General features: G+C 52.9%; 17 protein-coding genes. 13 read left to right on the top strand and 4 right to left on the bottom strand.

All coding sequences use genetic code 11. The features are described from left to right. Window positions 1-9: 9 nt before the first annotated feature. Complete coding sequence (locus ACUY4Q_RS05335; RefSeq protein ID WP_458046042.1) at window positions 10-1,434, top strand: 6-phospho-beta-glucosidase; 1,425 nt, start codon at window positions 10-12, stop codon at window positions 1,432-1,434. Between the two features lie 276 nt (window positions 1,435-1,710). After that, window positions 1,711-1,962, top strand: coding sequence for a SymE family type I addiction module toxin (locus tag ACUY4Q_RS05330; RefSeq protein WP_458046041.1), 252 nt, complete (start codon window positions 1,711-1,713; stop codon window positions 1,960-1,962). Between the two features lie 40 nt (window positions 1,963-2,002). On the opposite strand, the gene hycI is transcribed toward ACUY4Q_RS05330, so the two are convergent. Next, entirely contained in the window at window positions 2,003-2,458 is a 456-nt protein-coding gene (gene hycI / locus ACUY4Q_RS05325; protein ID WP_458046040.1) for a hydrogenase maturation peptidase HycI, read from the bottom strand. Window positions 2,459-2,691: 233 nt separating this feature from the next. Here hycI and hypA point away from each other — a divergent pair, with 233 nt between their 5' ends. The 5 genes from hypA to hypE are packed head-to-tail and all read left to right on the top strand — an operon-like array spanning window position 2,692 to window position 6,306. Next, window positions 2,692-3,039: a hydrogenase maturation nickel metallochaperone HypA gene (hypA, locus tag ACUY4Q_RS05320; RefSeq protein ID WP_458046039.1), complete on the top strand. Its 348-nt coding sequence runs from the start codon at window positions 2,692-2,694 to the stop codon at window positions 3,037-3,039. A gap of 3 nt (window positions 3,040-3,042) precedes the next feature. Then, window positions 3,043-3,915, top strand: coding sequence for a hydrogenase nickel incorporation protein HypB (hypB, locus tag ACUY4Q_RS05315; RefSeq protein ID WP_458046038.1), 873 nt, complete (start codon window positions 3,043-3,045; stop codon window positions 3,913-3,915). Beyond that, window positions 3,906-4,178, top strand: coding sequence for a HypC/HybG/HupF family hydrogenase formation chaperone (locus ACUY4Q_RS05310; protein WP_458046037.1), 273 nt, complete (start codon window positions 3,906-3,908; stop codon window positions 4,176-4,178). Before hypB ends, ACUY4Q_RS05310 begins: the two co-directional genes overlap by 10 nt. Beyond that, window positions 4,178-5,299, top strand: a complete 1,122-nt coding sequence (gene hypD / locus ACUY4Q_RS05305) for a hydrogenase formation protein HypD (protein WP_458046036.1) — start codon at window positions 4,178-4,180, stop codon at window positions 5,297-5,299. Before ACUY4Q_RS05310 ends, hypD begins: the two co-directional genes overlap by 1 nt. After that, on the top strand, window positions 5,296-6,306 hold the full coding sequence (gene hypE, locus ACUY4Q_RS05300; protein WP_458046035.1) for a hydrogenase expression/formation protein HypE: 1,011 nt from the start codon (window positions 5,296-5,298) through the stop codon (window positions 6,304-6,306). The genes hypD and hypE overlap by 4 nt, the downstream gene beginning before the upstream one ends. Window positions 6,307-6,334: 28 nt before the next feature. On the opposite strand, the gene ACUY4Q_RS05295 is transcribed toward hypE, so the two are convergent. Continuing rightward, window positions 6,335-6,679 (bottom strand): nitrous oxide-stimulated promoter family protein, encoded by a 345-nt coding sequence (locus ACUY4Q_RS05295; RefSeq protein WP_458046034.1) that lies wholly within the window; start codon window positions 6,677-6,679, stop codon window positions 6,335-6,337. Between the two features lie 358 nt (window positions 6,680-7,037). On the opposite strand from ACUY4Q_RS05295, the gene ACUY4Q_RS05290 reads away from it, so the two are divergent. The 3 genes from ACUY4Q_RS05290 (at window position 7,038) to ACUY4Q_RS05280 (ending at window position 9,958) form a co-directional block, all read left to right on the top strand. Beyond that, window positions 7,038-7,457 carry a hypothetical protein gene (locus tag ACUY4Q_RS05290; protein ID WP_458046033.1) on the top strand — a complete coding sequence of 140 codons (420 nt, stop codon included), beginning with the start codon at window positions 7,038-7,040 and terminating at the stop codon, window positions 7,455-7,457. Window positions 7,458-7,851: 394 nt separating this feature from the next. Further along, entirely contained in the window at window positions 7,852-8,517 is a 666-nt protein-coding gene (locus ACUY4Q_RS05285) for a 4-carboxy-4-hydroxy-2-oxoadipate aldolase/oxaloacetate decarboxylase (protein ID WP_458046032.1), read from the top strand. A 94-nt stretch (window positions 8,518-8,611) separates the two neighbouring features. After that, window positions 8,612-9,958, top strand: coding sequence for an MFS transporter (locus tag ACUY4Q_RS05280; protein WP_458046031.1), 1,347 nt, complete (start codon window positions 8,612-8,614; stop codon window positions 9,956-9,958). Between the two features lie 27 nt (window positions 9,959-9,985). On the opposite strand, the gene ACUY4Q_RS05275 is transcribed toward ACUY4Q_RS05280, so the two are convergent. Continuing rightward, entirely contained in the window at window positions 9,986-10,882 is an 897-nt protein-coding gene (locus ACUY4Q_RS05275; RefSeq protein WP_458046030.1) for a LysR family transcriptional regulator, read from the bottom strand. 289 nt (window positions 10,883-11,171) lie between these two features. Here ACUY4Q_RS05275 and ACUY4Q_RS05270 point away from each other — a divergent pair, with 289 nt between their 5' ends. Beyond that, window positions 11,172-11,855 (top strand): type 1 glutamine amidotransferase domain-containing protein, encoded by a 684-nt coding sequence (locus ACUY4Q_RS05270; RefSeq protein ID WP_458046029.1) that lies wholly within the window; start codon window positions 11,172-11,174, stop codon window positions 11,853-11,855. A 31-nt stretch (window positions 11,856-11,886) separates the two neighbouring features. Here ACUY4Q_RS05270 and ACUY4Q_RS05265 read toward each other — a convergent pair whose 3' ends face one another. Then, window positions 11,887-12,366 carry a tetratricopeptide repeat protein gene (locus ACUY4Q_RS05265; RefSeq protein ID WP_458046028.1) on the bottom strand — a complete coding sequence of 160 codons (480 nt, stop codon included), beginning with the start codon at window positions 12,364-12,366 and terminating at the stop codon, window positions 11,887-11,889. Between the two features lie 97 nt (window positions 12,367-12,463). Here ACUY4Q_RS05265 and dsbG point away from each other — a divergent pair, with 97 nt between their 5' ends. Together dsbG and ACUY4Q_RS05255 are read left to right on the top strand one after the other, a co-directional pair. Further along, window positions 12,464-13,216: a thiol:disulfide interchange protein DsbG gene (gene dsbG, locus ACUY4Q_RS05260; protein WP_458046027.1), complete on the top strand. Its 753-nt coding sequence runs from the start codon at window positions 12,464-12,466 to the stop codon at window positions 13,214-13,216. A gap of 128 nt (window positions 13,217-13,344) precedes the next feature. After that, window positions 13,345-14,262: a bestrophin family protein gene (locus ACUY4Q_RS05255; RefSeq protein WP_458046026.1), complete on the top strand. Its 918-nt coding sequence runs from the start codon at window positions 13,345-13,347 to the stop codon at window positions 14,260-14,262. Window positions 14,263-14,467 lie beyond the last annotated feature (205 nt).

The following is a 14,467-nucleotide window of genomic DNA, read 5'->3' as shown; positions in this document are numbered from 1 at the left end:
AGGTAACGCATGTCAGTCTTTCCGAAAGGATTTTTATGGGGCGGTGCCATTGCCGCCAACCAGTCTGAAGGGGCGTATCTGGAAGGCGGTAAGGGGTTAACTACCGTCGATATGATTCCCCACGGTGTCAACCGTCTGCCGGTTAAACTGGGCCAGGAGAAACGCTTCACCCTGCGCGAAGACGAATATTACCCGAGCCACCAGGCGATCGATTTTTATCATCGCTACAAAGAAGATATCGCGCTGATGGCGGAGATGGGTTTTGGCGTGTTTCGCACCTCCATTGCCTGGAGCCGCCTCTACCCGAACGGTGACGAGCTCACGCCCAATGAGGAAGGCATCGCCTTCTATCGCGATATGTTTGCTGAATGCAAAAAGTACAACATCGAGCCGCTGGTCACGCTGTGCCACTTCGACGTGCCGATGCATCTGGTCACGGAGTACGGCTCGTGGCGCAACCGTAAAATGGTGGAGTTCTTTATCCGCTACGCGCGCACCTGCTTTGAAGCCTTTGATGGTCTGGTGAAATACTGGCTGACCTTCAACGAAATCAACATCATGCTGCATAGCCCATTCTCGGGAGCCGGTCTGGTGTTTGAAGAGGGTGAGAACCAGGATCAGGTGAAGTACCAGGCCGCGCACCATGAGCTGATTGCCAGCGCACTGGCAACCAAAATCGCCCATGAGGTGAACCCGGAAAACCAGGTCGGTTGTATGCTGGCAGGCGGCAACTTCTACCCTTACTCCTGCAAACCGGAAGATGTGTGGACGGCGCTGGAAAAAGACCGTGAAAACCTGTTCTTTATCGATGTGCAGGCCCGTGGCACCTACCCGGCCTATGCGGCGCGCGTGTTCCGTGAAAAAGGGGTCAGCATTGTTAAAGAAGCTGGCGACGATGAGATTCTGAAAAATACCGTCGATTTTGTCTCTTTTAGCTATTACGCCTCGCGTTGCGCTTCGGCAGAGATGAACCAGTTGAACACCACGGCGGCGAATATCGTCAAATCGCTGCGTAACCCGCATGTTCAGGTGAGCGAGTGGGGCTGGGGCATTGATCCGCTGGGTCTACGTATCACCATGAACATGATGTACGATCGCTATCAGAAACCGCTTTTCCTGGTGGAAAACGGCCTCGGAGCGAAAGACGAGTTCAATGCCGAAGGCGAAATCGAAGACGACTACCGCATCAGCTATTTGCGTGAGCATATCCGCGCAATGGGCGATGCCATTGAAGACGGTATTCCGGTGATGGGCTACACCAGTTGGGGCTGCATCGATCTGGTTGCCGCCTCCACCGGTGAAATGAGCAAACGCTACGGCTTTATTTATGTCGACCGGGATGATGCCGGTAACGGCACGCTCGAACGTAAACGCAAAAAATCCTTCTGGTGGTATAAGAAAGTCATTGCCAGTAATGGGGCCGATTTAGACTGATGAGCCCGTTGATAATCCCTTTCCCACTGTGACGGGAGAGGGATTATTTCTCCCCGCTGCGCTGTTCCCACCTTTATTTTCCAGCAGTTTTAAACGCCGTTGAATTCGATTCGTTCCTGTTACAGGCGTTGCATCATTTTTGCTGAAGCTGGCTTCCATTTTTCACTTTCCGCGCTTCCAATGACACTGTAATTATATACAGTAATGTCATCTGAGTATGCGTGCAACGCCCATTATCTGGCACGTCAGCAGGCAGCGAACTTTAAGGAGTGGATTATGAACAGGGAATCAGTTTCTCAGGAGCACACCATCGTCAAAGCGTTACGCCATTTAAAAGTGGGCTACGTCAGAAAGCGGCATGAAGATCCCAAAACATTGCTTGCCACCCATTTTAGTCGACATGCCTCGCTCAATCTAACCGGAGACTGGTTGCAGCAGGCGGGTTTCCCTACCGGGACCAGGGTGAAAGTGACTATCACCCATGGGCAATTAATTATTGAACTGGCGAATCAATCTGATCCGTCATAGCGCTCACTTGACCCGGCGTTTGGTCGCACCGGGCAATCGTCTACAGTTGCTCAAATCCACCGCCGCCCTGCCAGTCAGGGAGACGAGCATAAACAGCTTGCACCGCCTCTTTTACTGGCGGTGTCATCGGGTAATAAAATCCCACGATATCAGGCTGGATGCCGAGAAAAATCACCTCGCCCACATCCGCTTTCAGCTGTTCGATAAGGTAATTGAGGGGCATGTTATGCGTGGTCATCAGGAACATCTCAGCGATGTCGTCCGGGTCAACGATGCGGATCTCACCGGGGTTGAGTCCCATATCCGTAGCATCCACCACCAGCAGGCGGTTTGGACGCAGCGCGCGAATCGCGACGACCTCGGTTTCCGGTGCACTGCCACCGTCAATGACCTGCCAGCCTCCCGGCGGATTTGCCGCACACATCTCTGCCAGCAGCGGGCCCGCACCATCGTCCCCCATCATGCTGTTACCCACACAAAGCAATACGTCCGTCACGTTATCTCCTCGCCCGCTGGAGGGCATTTCGCCGGTCTAAGTTTTTACCCGGTCATTTTTGACGACAGCCGTAACCAGCCACCGTCATTTTCGTCACTGGCCTCAGGCTCCGGACGTTCTGTGGGGCTCATTTTGCTGGAAAACGATGCGATATCGCCTTGATCCGCGCCGTATTAATGTGAAGAAGCCTGGCACCGTTATTGCAACATGCGTGCGAAAGATAAGGAGGCCGCATGCATGAAATCACGCTGTGCCAGCGGGCACTAGAAATTATTGAGCAGCAGGCCATGCAACACGCCGCACGACGGGTCACTGAGGTCTGGATCAAAGTTGGCGCATTTTCCTGCGTAGAACCTGCCGCATTAACGTTTTGTTTTGATCTGGTCTGCCGCGGGACGCTCGCTGAGGGCTGTAAACTGCACATCGAAGAACAACAGGCGGAGTGCTGGTGCGAAACCTGCCAGCGCTACGTGACATTACTGAGCCAGCAGGTCCGCCGCTGCCCGCAATGCAACAGCGACACCCTGCAGATCGTTGCCGATGACGGCATGCAGATCCAACGGCTGGAAATTGAGGAGTGAGCAATGTGTACAACCTGTGGTTGTCAGGACGGCAATCTCTACATTGAGGGTGATGAACATAACCCCCATTCCGCGTTTCGCAGTGCGCCCTTTGCGCCTGCCCGTCGCCCTGCCATCAGTATTACCGATATCAGAACCGACAATTTCAAACCGACCACGCTTGAACAAGGTGATTTACACTACGGGCACGGTGAGGCCGGAACCCACGCGCCGGGCATGAGTCAGCGCCGGATGCTGGAAGTAGAAATCAACGTGCTGGATAAAAACAACCAGATAGCCGCCCGCAACCGCGCGCATTTTGCGGCCAAACACCAGCTGGTACTTAATCTGGTCTCCAGTCCCGGCTCGGGCAAAACCACGCTGTTGACGGAAACATTAACCCGCCTGAACGCACATGTACCCTGTGCGGTCATTGAAGGCGATCAGCAAACCGTCAACGATGCGGCCCGTATACGTGAAACAGGCACGCCCGCAATTCAGGTCAATACCGGTAAAGGTTGTCATCTGGATGCACAAATGGTTGCCGATGCCACACCACGCCTGAAGCTTGCTGATAACGGGATTTTGTTTATCGAAAACGTCGGCAATCTGGTCTGCCCGGCCAGCTTTGATCTGGGCGAGCGCCACAAAGTAGCGGTATTGTCAGTGACCGAAGGCGAAGACAAGCCGCTGAAGTATCCGCATATGTTTGCCGCTGCCTCGCTGATGTTGCTCAACAAAATCGATCTGTTGCCCTACCTCAGATTCGATGTCGAAAAATGCCTCGCGTACGCACGGCAGGTGAACCCGTCCATCGAAATTATTCTTATTTCAGCCACCAGTGGAGAAGGCATGGACACCTGGCTGAACTGGCTGGAGACGCAACGATGTGCATAGGCGTTCCGGGGCAAATCAGTGCCATTGAGGGCCATCAGGCCAGGGTTGATGTGTGCGGTATTCAGCGCGAGGTCGACCTGACGCTGGTGGGTAGCGTGGACGAGTCCGGTCAGTCCCGCTTAGGGCAGTGGGTACTGGTGCATGTGGGTTTCGCCATGAGCGTCATTAACGAAGAGGAAGCCAGAGAAACGCTGGCTGCGCTGCAAAACATGTATGACGTCGAACCAGACGTTGGCGCCCTCCTGTTTGGTGAGGAGCGATAATGCGCTTTGTTGATGAATACCGTGCGCCCGAGCAGGTAATGCAGCTCATTGCGCATCTCAATGAACGGGCCCGGCTCCTGAGCTATACCGCAAAAAGACCACTGCGAGTGATGGAAGTGTGTGGCGGCCATACCCATGCGATCTTCAAATTCGGTCTCGATCAGCTTCTGCCGGAAAACATTGAGTTTATCCACGGCCCCGGCTGCCCGGTCTGCGTATTACCGATGGGGCGAATCGATAGCTGCATAGAAATTGCTCGTCACCCGGAGGTGATTTTCTGCACCTTTGGGGATGCAATGCGAGTTCCGGGAAAAAATGGCTCGCTCTTACAGGCAAAAGCACGGGGAGCTGACATACGCATCGTCTACTCGCCGCTCGACGCTCTCACCCTGGCGCAGCAGAATCCACAACGCAAAGTGGTTTTCTTTGGCCTCGGTTTTGAAACCACTATGCCCGCCACCGCCATTACCCTTCAGCAGGCGAAGCTGCGCAAGGTGAGCAATTTTTATTTCTTCTGCCAGCACATCACACTGATCCCTACCCTGCGTAGCCTGCTGGAGCAGCCGGATAATGGCATTGATGCCCTGCTGGCACCGGGCCACGTCAGCATGGTCATCGGTACGGATGCCTATGGCTTTATTGCCGACGACCACCATCGCCCATTGGTGGTTGCCGGTTTCGAACCGCTGGATCTGTTACAGGGCGTCATCATGCTGGTAGAGCAAAAACTCGCTGCCCGGCCTCAGGTAGAAAACCAGTATCGTCGTGTGGTGCCTGACGAAGGCAACCGACGCGCACAGGCTGCGATCGCTGACGTCTTTGCGGTGCGCGGCAACAGCGAGTGGCGTGGTCTTGGAATGATTGAGGAGTCCGGCGTTTGCTTAACGCCGCCTTACCATTCATTTGATGCAGAGGCACATTTTCAGCCTGCGCCGCAGCAAACCTGTGATGACCCGCGCGCGCGCTGCGGCGAGGTGCTGACCGGCAGATGCAAACCCCATCACTGCCCGCTGTTTGGCAATACCTGTAATCCACAAACCGCTTTTGGCGCACTGATGGTCTCCTCTGAAGGTGCCTGTGCCGCCTGGTATCAGTATCGTGCTCAGGAGTGTGAAGTATGAAAGAGGTTCAACTGGCGCACGGTAGCGGCGGTCAGGCCATGCAGCAATTAATCAGCCAGCTTTTTATGGAGGCGTTTGCCAATCCGTGGCTATGTGAGCAAGAAGACCAGGCCCGCATTGACCTGAGTACGCTCACCGCCAGCGGAGACAGACTGGCCTTCTCAACCGACAGCTATGTCATCGATCCGCTTTTTTTTCCCGGCGGAGATATTGGCAAACTCGCAATCTGCGGTACGGCGAATGATATTGCCGTGAGCGGGGCTATCCCGCGTTACCTCTCCTGCGGGTTTATTCTTGAAGAGGGCCTGCCGATGGAGACGCTGCAGGCGGTGGTCACCAGCATGGCGGAGACCGCTCGCAGCGCAAACATGGCGATCGTCACCGGCGACACTAAAGTGGTACAGCGCGGCGCCGCAGACAAGCTCTTCATCAATACCGCTGGCTTAGGAGCTATCCCCTCTGACATCCACTGGGGAGCCGCTACTCTTGAACCCGGTGATGTGCTGCTGGTGAGTGGTACGCTCGGCGACCACGGGGCGACCATCCTGAACCTGCGTGAACAGTTGGGCCTGGACGGTGAGCTGGCGAGCGATTGCGCCGTGTTAACGCCGCTCATTCAAACGCTGCGCGAGATACCCGGCGTGAAAGCGCTGCGTGACGCGACCCGTGGCGGCGTTAACGCTGTCGCCCATGAATTTGCCGCATCCTGCGGTTTTGGCATCGAACTTAACGAGCGGGAATTACCTCTCAAACAGGCGGTGCGGGGCGTTTGCGAACTGTTGGGTCTGGAAGCACTGAACTTTGCCAACGAGGGAAAACTGGTGATAGCAGTACAACGTCAGTCCGCTGACTGCGTCCTGTCTCAGTTGCGCTCACATCCGCTCGGTCAGGATGCCGCTATCATCGGGGAAGTGGTTGAACGTAAAGGGGTACGACTGGCGGGTTTATACGGTGTAAAACGTACTCTGGATTTACCCCACGCCGAACCTCTCCCGCGGATTTGTTAGTATCCGACGCCGTGCCTGCCACGGCGGACTATTTTTTCGGGCGGTATTTCTCCGGCAACGCCGGGACAGGACGGCGGTCATCAATCAGGTGGCGAATCGTCAGGATCGGGTGTCGCCACAGCATACGCGGCCCGGCCCAACGCATGATCTGTTTCATTTCGTCGCGCTTTGCAGGCTGGTAGCAGTGAACCGGGCACTGTTTACAGGCGGGTTTCTCTTCGCCAAACACACACTTATCCAGCCGCTTATCGGCATAGGCATTTAATGCCTCATAATGCGCACTATCCTGCACCGCCAGCGGATTTTTCTGCTGGTAGAGCACGATCATTTTACGGATCGTCAGTTTTTCACGGTTTATGCGTTTTCCAGTCATCGCGCCCCCTTAAAGTTGCAAAAATTTTACACCTTTAAGCGCGGTGAGCGAAGGACTTTCCGGCGCCGGGCACGTTCTCACCCCGTCTCTGATACGCCTGCCTTTATCACGGGCAGAAATTAGCATCACGCTCTTTCAACATAGAGGTATATTATTGACGGCAGATGCACCGCTGAACGTTATAATTCATCGCGCTAATAGATTCGATGCGGACGAACAGCACGAATCCGCGGAACCGATGCCTTTTAGGGCATTCACTCATCCTGGTCAGAGAACGTTATGAAGACCTCGCGCCGTTGCCGCCGTGTCTTCCTGCGGGTTGAATCAGGCTCACCCTGTAACCACAAAAGAGTTATTAATGAAACTGGCCGTCATGACGACAATTTTTATGCTTAACGCTTCAGGTTATGCACTGGCTTCCCCGGCCAATGAAGAAGCCGTTGCCGCAGCGAAGGTGACCCTGGGAGAGGCGCTGTACAAGTCCGCATTGCTCACCGGCACCATGCCGGAAGAGGGCCAGGCAGACCCGATCAAAGCCGGTCAGGCAATGGGCGCGGAAATGAGCCAGCGACTGGATAACGTGGTCATTGGCGGGCTCAATCAGGGCGCAAATTGTGATGACATCACCGCCAATATCCAAAAAAGCTTTGAGATTATGCAGCGCGATGCGGTTAGCCAGTTCTCCTCCTCATCCGCCATCAAAAAAGCGCTGGATAACGTCCCCCTGAGTGCCGCGCAATACGCCTCGGCGCAATGTCAGAACCTGACGAATCAATAATCCCCCTTCAGATCTCAGCGGCCCACGCCGCTGAAATCGACCTTTTAGCCGCCATGGCGCATGCCCACGCATAAAAAACAGGTTGTGATATCACAGAATCGCACGGTAATAGCCTGCTAAAAATAAGTTAATAATATAAAAATGTTTTTAATCTATTGATTTAAAAGAGCTTCCTCATATGGCCACTCTTTTACCAGTGCGAGCAGCCATCCTGATTAAGTTTTTCTTAATCTGTATTAAATAAACGACTATTGTTCAGCCTCTTTTACTCATTATGATAAATGCAAAGGGAAAATAATTATCTGGTGAGGATGAAAGCGTAATTTTAATTCTCCACACCGATATTACCTTGATTATTTTCGCTCGCCTGTTAAATGATAACAAAGGATAAACAATGACGTATTCAAATACGCAATTAGATCACGTTAAAATTGCCCGTCTGAATAAATTGGGGACAGCGACAATTCATGAAGCACAAGGCGCTATTGGCGCGATTGATTCTGCTATTGCACCTCTGGCACGCAGTATGAAAATGGCCGGGCCGGCACTGACACTGCAAATGCGTCCGGGGGATAATTTGATGATCCATTATGCAATGCTGCATGCTAAAGCAGGCCAGGTATTAGTGATCAACTGCGACGGTTTTACCGGTGCAGGCATTTGGGGAGATGTTTTAACCGCGCAGGCACAAGCGATTGGGCTGGCAGGCTTAGTGGTTAACGGGGCTGTCCGCGACAGCGAAGCGATGATTGACGCGGGCTTTCCCGTGTTCGCTAAAGGCCTGTGCATACGCGGTACCGAAAAAAAGCAGCCGGGCCAGCTCAACGTCCCGCTCTTTATTAATGACTGTATTATCCGCCCCGGAGACATTATAGTCGGTGACGCCGATGGGCTTGTGGTCATCGAACAGGCGCAACTGGATGAGGTTATTCGTCTGTCTGAACAGCGGGAAGAAAAAGAGCAACGCTTTAAAGAGAAAATTATGGCGGGTGCCTCCACGGCAGAGTTAATGGCGCTACATACCGTATTCGGCGCCCTGGGATTAAAAGATCCAGGCTGACGTAATACCCCAGAAAAAGCGACTCATCGCTGCCTGAATATTATAACCGCAAAAAATATAAATAAATAAACCCTACATTTACGAGCACCTAAATATGACTAGCATAAAAAAGAGCAGTAAATTTCGCTGGGTGATAACCGCCCTCATTTTTTTGGTTTATACCATTGCCGCAGCAGACAGAGCCAATATAGGCGTGGTGTTACCTTTTATTCGTAAAGACTTTCACATGTCCAATACTGAAGCGGGCGCGCTGGCAAGTTTGTTCCTGCTGGCTTACGCGATCGCGCAGATCCCCAGTGGTTTTTTGTATGCAAAATTTGGCGTGCGTAAAATCTTCTCGCTGTCGATGATTTTAACCTCCATTGCCACGGGTCTGGTGGGCTTTTCTACCTCGATCCTCGGGCTGAAGGTCTCACGCTTTGTGCTGGGCCTGGCAGAAGGTCCTTTACCAATTGGGATAACCTCAACCATTAACCGCTGGTTTCCATCCCGGGAAAAAGGCATTGTCACCGCCATTTTCCTCTCCGCTGCAAAGTTTGGTCCGGTGCTGGTGCCGCCAGTGTGCGCGCTGATCCTCTACTACTACAGCTGGCATTACGTCTTCTATTTTTTCGCGATTCCCGGTATTTTCCTGAGCGTTATCTGGTACTTGCTGGTTCCTAATACGCCGCAGGAGAGCCGTTTTTGCTCCGAGTCGGAAATCGCTCTGATTGAAGAAAAAGATCTCCCGCTTGCCGATGCCCCCGAAAGCGCGACCCCGACCGCAGCACCAGTGCGTAATTTTGCCGGGCTGGATAAGCTCATCCGCTCACGCAAAGTCACGCTGATTGACTCGTCAAAAGGCATTTTCCGATCGTGGAATATTCTCGGCAGCATGCTCGGCTACTTTTTCATGATGGGGATTGTTAACGTATTGCTGGCCTGGATCCCAACATACCTGATGAACGAAAAAGGCTTTTCGATTGCGACCATGGGGATGCTGGCGTCTGCGCCGTGGATCGGCGCGGTCATCGGTAATATCATTGGGGGCTGGTGCTCTGACCGTATTCTCGACAAGCGCCGTAAACCGCTGATGATGCTGTCGGCCATCGCCACGGTCATTATGATGGTCATTCTGATCAACGCACCGGATAACGCCCTGATCCTGGGGCCCTTGTTACTGCTGACCGGTATTCTGTTCAACCTCGGCTTCTCAGCGTACATGGTCTACCCGATGGCGTTGACCACGAAAGAAGTTTTCCCGGTTGCCGGGGCGCTCATCAATACCGGGGGGCAGTTGGGCGGTGCGCTCTGCCCGCTGGTTGCCGGTTATCTGCTCGATCATTACACCTGGGGGCACGTGTTTGGCTTTATGGCCTTCGGTTCGTTCCTTTGCTTACTGGTGTTATTCACCATTACCGAGCCGTTGACCGAGAAACAGCTGAACGCAAAAATTTCCTGAAAAATAAGCATTAACCACTGAGGGTTGTCATTCGACAACCCTTTTCATCATTTCAATAAAGTGGCTGATATTCGGGTTGCTGCTTTTGGCGTTATACACCGCATAGATATAGCTCAGGCAGTTAAAATCGGCGATGGGCAGAAATATAATATCCTGGCGATTATTGGGTATCGTTGATTTCCCCACCAGCGTGACCCCCAGTCCTGCGCCAACCAGCGCCAGTGCAGTATGAATTTCTACCGCCCGATGCGATACCGCGGGCTGTACGCCATACTCACTGAATTTATTAAGGATATGAACTGAATAGCGGCTTTTGGGATCGCTGGGGAAAATAATAAACGGTGAATTACAGAAATCTCGCAGGGTGATAAAGTTTTTTCGGCTGAGATAGTGATTCATCGGGATGGCCGCCACCAGGGGATCGATAAAAATCAGCTCGCGAATAAGCCCTTGCTCCGGCGTGCTTTGATGCAGCTCCATCTCGCGTGTAAACCCAACATCAATCGCCCCTTCAGTGAGCAATTCAGGTTGATATTCAGACAGCACCTCTTTGAGGGTGATGTTGATATGACCATAATTTTCCGCAAACAGCTTGATGGTTTCGGGGATCAAATTAAACATTACCGAGCGGACAAAGCCCAAATTCAGTTCGGTGGATTTTGCCTGAGCGTAATGATGAGCATCCTTTTCCAGCTTTTCGAAATTAAAAATCACTTCATGGGCTTTTTTAAACAGGAATTCCCCCAGCCGGGTTAAGGTCATCGGCCTTGAACCGCGATTGAACAACTCACCGTTTAACTCTTTTTCCAGTGCCGTTATTTGCAAACTAATCGCCGCTGGCGCCAGAGAAAAGGCTTTAGCCGCCTGGCTTATTCCACCCGACTCTACCACCTGACAAAAATATTTGAGTTGTTTGATATTCATCCAACGTGCACCCCGCTATTACGCTAACAGCCTGTTAAATCGTATTTTACGCTATCAGTTATCATTTCTCGACGATGGAAAAGCCTATGCGTGCAGGAAACAGGCCCGGCAGTCACTTTTCCCTTCCGCTTGCCCGCCAGGCTTTCATTGACCGGAGTTTTCCGACTCTGAGACTTAACGACGACGCCACCGCTATCATTACCAGAGCATGTGATGTGGCGTTGCCGACACCGCCGTGTTTATCCCTGATGTGGCATACAGAACGTGCCCCCTTTAACTGGAGAGAACAATGAAAGTATTGATGGTGCTAACCTCACACAGCGAATTGGGCAATACCGGTAAAAAAACGGGTTTCTGGCTGGAGGAGTTTGCCGCGCCTTACTATGTATTCAAAGAAGCCGGGGCCGATATCACCCTTGCCTCGCCTGCAGGTGGTCAGCCGCCGTTGGATCCCAAAAGTGATATGCCGGATTTTCAGACTCCGCTGACGCAGCGTTTTAAAGCGGATTCGGCAGCGCAACAGGCACTGGCCAATACCGTGAAACTGGACAGCGTAAGCGCAGACGATTTTGACACGGTCTTTTACCCCGGTGGCCACGGCCCGCTTTGGGATCTGGCTGAATCCGCCACCTCCATTGCACTGATTGAAACGTTCGAGCGTGCCGGCAAGCCCATCGGTTTTGTCTGCCATGCGCCGGGTGCGCTGCGCCATGTTAAAACCGCCTCTGGCGAACCGCTGGTAAAGGGGCGCACCGTCACCGGCTTCACCAATGGTGAGGAAGCGGATGTGGAACTGACCGACGTGGTGCCTTTCCTGATTGAGGATGAGTTCATTGCACAGGGCGCGCACTACCAGAAAGGTCCCAACTGGGCACCCTTCATTCTTGAAGATGGCAAGCTGGTCACCGGGCAAAACCCGGCCAGCTCTGAAGGGGTCGCGCAAGCCTTAGTGGCGATGTTGCGTCACGCTTAAACCCGGCGAGGTGGTAAAGCGACGGCGGGCTTTACCACTTTTTATCAGGCTGTTGCGCATAGTGACGCAAGGCGGCTTCGTAGGGTGCGGTTCGCACGTCAGGCGAGTCGGCAATATGTTCCAGCAGCAGGGCAATTGCCTGCTGATGCTCACCCAGATTGTGCAGACAAAGGGCGTGAAAAGGTCTGACTTCGATTGCCAGGGGCCATTGCGCCCTAATCTCCTCGAAGTTCGCTTTGGCCTCAGCATATTTTCCAAGACAGCGCAGGGTCGAAGCCAGCCCAAACTGTGCGTCGAACCGCTCTTCCCCGTCCAGCCCTGCATTCAGCGCAGCACGATAAGCCTGCTCGGCTTCCCGCTCCTTTCCTTCGTTATCGAATGACCAGGCAATATGAAGCAATGCCTGCGCAGCGAGTTGCGGGTTATCCAAAAGAAGATGGAGTGCGGCCCGACTTTGTTCATGCTCTCCCTGCTTTCGCAGCTGAATCGCGTTTTGCAGCCTGCTGTCCATTTATATGTCGCCTTTTTGTTGGGGGTCGCTACCATGAATAGCACACTGTGACCGCAATGGCAGTTTAAACGCACCTGCCCGCTAAAAGGACCTCACCATGTTGCCTAAATATCTCGCCCTCTTTGCCGCCCTGCCAGTGCTGGCCTGGGCCAGTGAGCCGCTTCCCCCCGCCGTTCAACAAATCGAAAAACAGGGCATCAAAATCATCAAAGAGGTGAAGACCGACGGCGGGTTAAGAACCTGGCTGGGTCAGTATCAGGACATGGGGGTCACCGTCTGGCTAACGCCGGACGGTAAGCATGCTATTTCAGGGTATCTTTATGATGAGAAGGGCAGCAACCTCAGTGAAGAGGTGTTCAAAAGCGAGCTCTACATTCCACAGGGGCGCAAGCTGTGGGAAAAACTCACCGCAGCCCAGGGCATTAAAGAGGGCAACCCGGATGCCAAACGCAAAGTGGTGGTGTTTGCCGATCCCTTCTGCCCGTATTGCAAGCAGTTCTGGGCCGCCGCCCAGCCGTGGATAACCGCTGGAAAAGCAGAGGTAAGCACGCTGCTGGTTGCCGTCATCAACCCACAAAGTGGGCGCTATGCATCGGCCATCCTGAGCGCAGACGATCCGGCGAAAGCCTGGGGCGCTTATGAAGCCTCAAAGGATAAACAGCTCCCGCCGTTCCCGGAAAAAACGGCCAAAACGGTGTTTAACGCCATTCAATACCACCAGCAACTGATGGATGAAACCGGCGCGAACGCGACACCCGCGATTTACTACATGAATGACAAGCAGGAGTTGCAACAGGTTGTGGGCATGCCGGATGAGAAGCAACTGGAGGCCATGTTCGGCCCGAAATAATTCGTTTCAACCTGTTCCTGACAGCATAGCTAATGAGACTTGCGGGGAAATGCTAACCGATTACAATTCTGGCGCCAGCATTGCACTGGCCACCTGCAAATAAAATAAAAGCATGTAAAGGAACTTGTATGATCGTTCGTCCTCCCCAGAGCTGGTTTGTCCGGCTCTTCAACTGGCACGGCTCAGTGCTGTCCATGATTATCTTCCGGCTTGGGCTAAATCTGTTCATGTCTGTCGTGGCCATCGTCGCCTGGCCGTACTACGAAAACCTGAATATTCACCTCACGGTGGCTCCCTTCAGCCTGCTTGGCATCGCCATTGCGATATTTTTGGGTTTTCGTAATAACGCCAGTTATAGCCGCTATACCGAGGCGAGAATGATTTGGGGGTCGGTGTCTATCACTTCCCGCAGCCTGTTGCGCCAGACGATAAGCGCATTACCGGACGATACGGCTACCCACCTCAAACTTTCACGCTATGTGACCGCATTTAGCTGGCAGCTCAATCATCAGCTGCGTCAAATGGACGCCACAGCGGACATGCAAAGGTTACTCCCTGCGGACAGGGCAACCGAAGTGATGGGCAGTACCACGCCTGCGAACCGTATCCTGCTGTTCCTTGGCAGAGAATACGCCAGCTTGCGTCGGGAGGGTAAAATCAACGATTTTGTCTGGCAGAACATAGATGAAAATCTTAACGAGCTTTCGCGATGCCTGGGAGGATGCGAACGCATCGCTAATACGCCCGTGCCGTTTGCCTATTCGTTGATTCTTCAACGCACGGTTTATCTTTTCTGCACCCTTCTGCCGCTGGCGCTGGTTTCCGACCTTCACCTGATGACGCCGTTTGTGTCGGTATTTATCTCGTATGCGTTTCTGTCATGGGATTCTATTGCTGAAGAGATGGAGCATCCTTTTGGCACACACCCCAACAACCTCGCCCTCAATGCCATCTGCACTTCTATTGAGCGCAACCTGATGGACATGACCGGGCAAAGCCCACTGCCGCCCCTGCCCGTGCCCGACAAGCGGTTTAACCTTATTTGAAAAAACCTGCCGAATATCATTAGTTACACCGATTTTCGGCAGGGAAAGGTAGCACCCAATAATTTACTATTAAATATAGCAGTTGATTATTTTTTATTTTCAATAGCACCACCAATAAACATCAGAAGAATTTATTAAACCTGCGTAATTCAACGCTCCTGTCAGCAAGGAATGCATTAAAACCGGGTCAATTCATTACAGTAGC

This window comes from Phytobacter cepae (assembly GCF_054165735.1).
The sequence above is the reverse complement of the archived record's forward strand: the minus strand, read 5'-3'. Positions and strand labels throughout refer to the sequence as shown.

Coding starts and splice junctions, on each gene's coding strand:
- hypD (WP_458046036.1), top strand. CDS start 4,178: ATGCGCTTTGTTGATGAATACCGTGCGCCCGAGCAGGTAATGCAGCTC.
- ACUY4Q_RS05330 (WP_458046041.1), top strand. CDS start 1,711: ATGAACAGGGAATCAGTTTCTCAGGAGCACACCATCGTCAAAGCGTTA.
- ACUY4Q_RS05310 (WP_458046037.1), top strand. CDS start 3,906: ATGTGCATAGGCGTTCCGGGGCAAATCAGTGCCATTGAGGGCCATCAG.
- dsbG (WP_458046027.1), top strand. CDS start 12,464: ATGTTGCCTAAATATCTCGCCCTCTTTGCCGCCCTGCCAGTGCTGGCC.
- hypB (WP_458046038.1), top strand. CDS start 3,043: ATGTGTACAACCTGTGGTTGTCAGGACGGCAATCTCTACATTGAGGGT.
- ACUY4Q_RS05290 (WP_458046033.1), top strand. CDS start 7,038: ATGAAACTGGCCGTCATGACGACAATTTTTATGCTTAACGCTTCAGGT.
- ACUY4Q_RS05280 (WP_458046031.1), top strand. CDS start 8,612: ATGACTAGCATAAAAAAGAGCAGTAAATTTCGCTGGGTGATAACCGCC.
- ACUY4Q_RS05275 (WP_458046030.1), bottom strand. CDS start 10,882: ATGAATATCAAACAACTCAAATATTTTTGTCAGGTGGTAGAGTCGGGT.
- ACUY4Q_RS05255 (WP_458046026.1), top strand. CDS start 13,345: ATGATCGTTCGTCCTCCCCAGAGCTGGTTTGTCCGGCTCTTCAACTGG.
- ACUY4Q_RS05270 (WP_458046029.1), top strand. CDS start 11,172: ATGAAAGTATTGATGGTGCTAACCTCACACAGCGAATTGGGCAATACC.
- hypA (WP_458046039.1), top strand. CDS start 2,692: ATGCATGAAATCACGCTGTGCCAGCGGGCACTAGAAATTATTGAGCAG.
- ACUY4Q_RS05295 (WP_458046034.1), bottom strand. CDS start 6,679: ATGACTGGAAAACGCATAAACCGTGAAAAACTGACGATCCGTAAAATG.
- ACUY4Q_RS05335 (WP_458046042.1), top strand. CDS start 10: ATGTCAGTCTTTCCGAAAGGATTTTTATGGGGCGGTGCCATTGCCGCC.
- ACUY4Q_RS05285 (WP_458046032.1), top strand. CDS start 7,852: ATGACGTATTCAAATACGCAATTAGATCACGTTAAAATTGCCCGTCTG.
- hypE (WP_458046035.1), top strand. CDS start 5,296: ATGAAAGAGGTTCAACTGGCGCACGGTAGCGGCGGTCAGGCCATGCAG.
- ACUY4Q_RS05265 (WP_458046028.1), bottom strand. CDS start 12,366: ATGGACAGCAGGCTGCAAAACGCGATTCAGCTGCGAAAGCAGGGAGAG.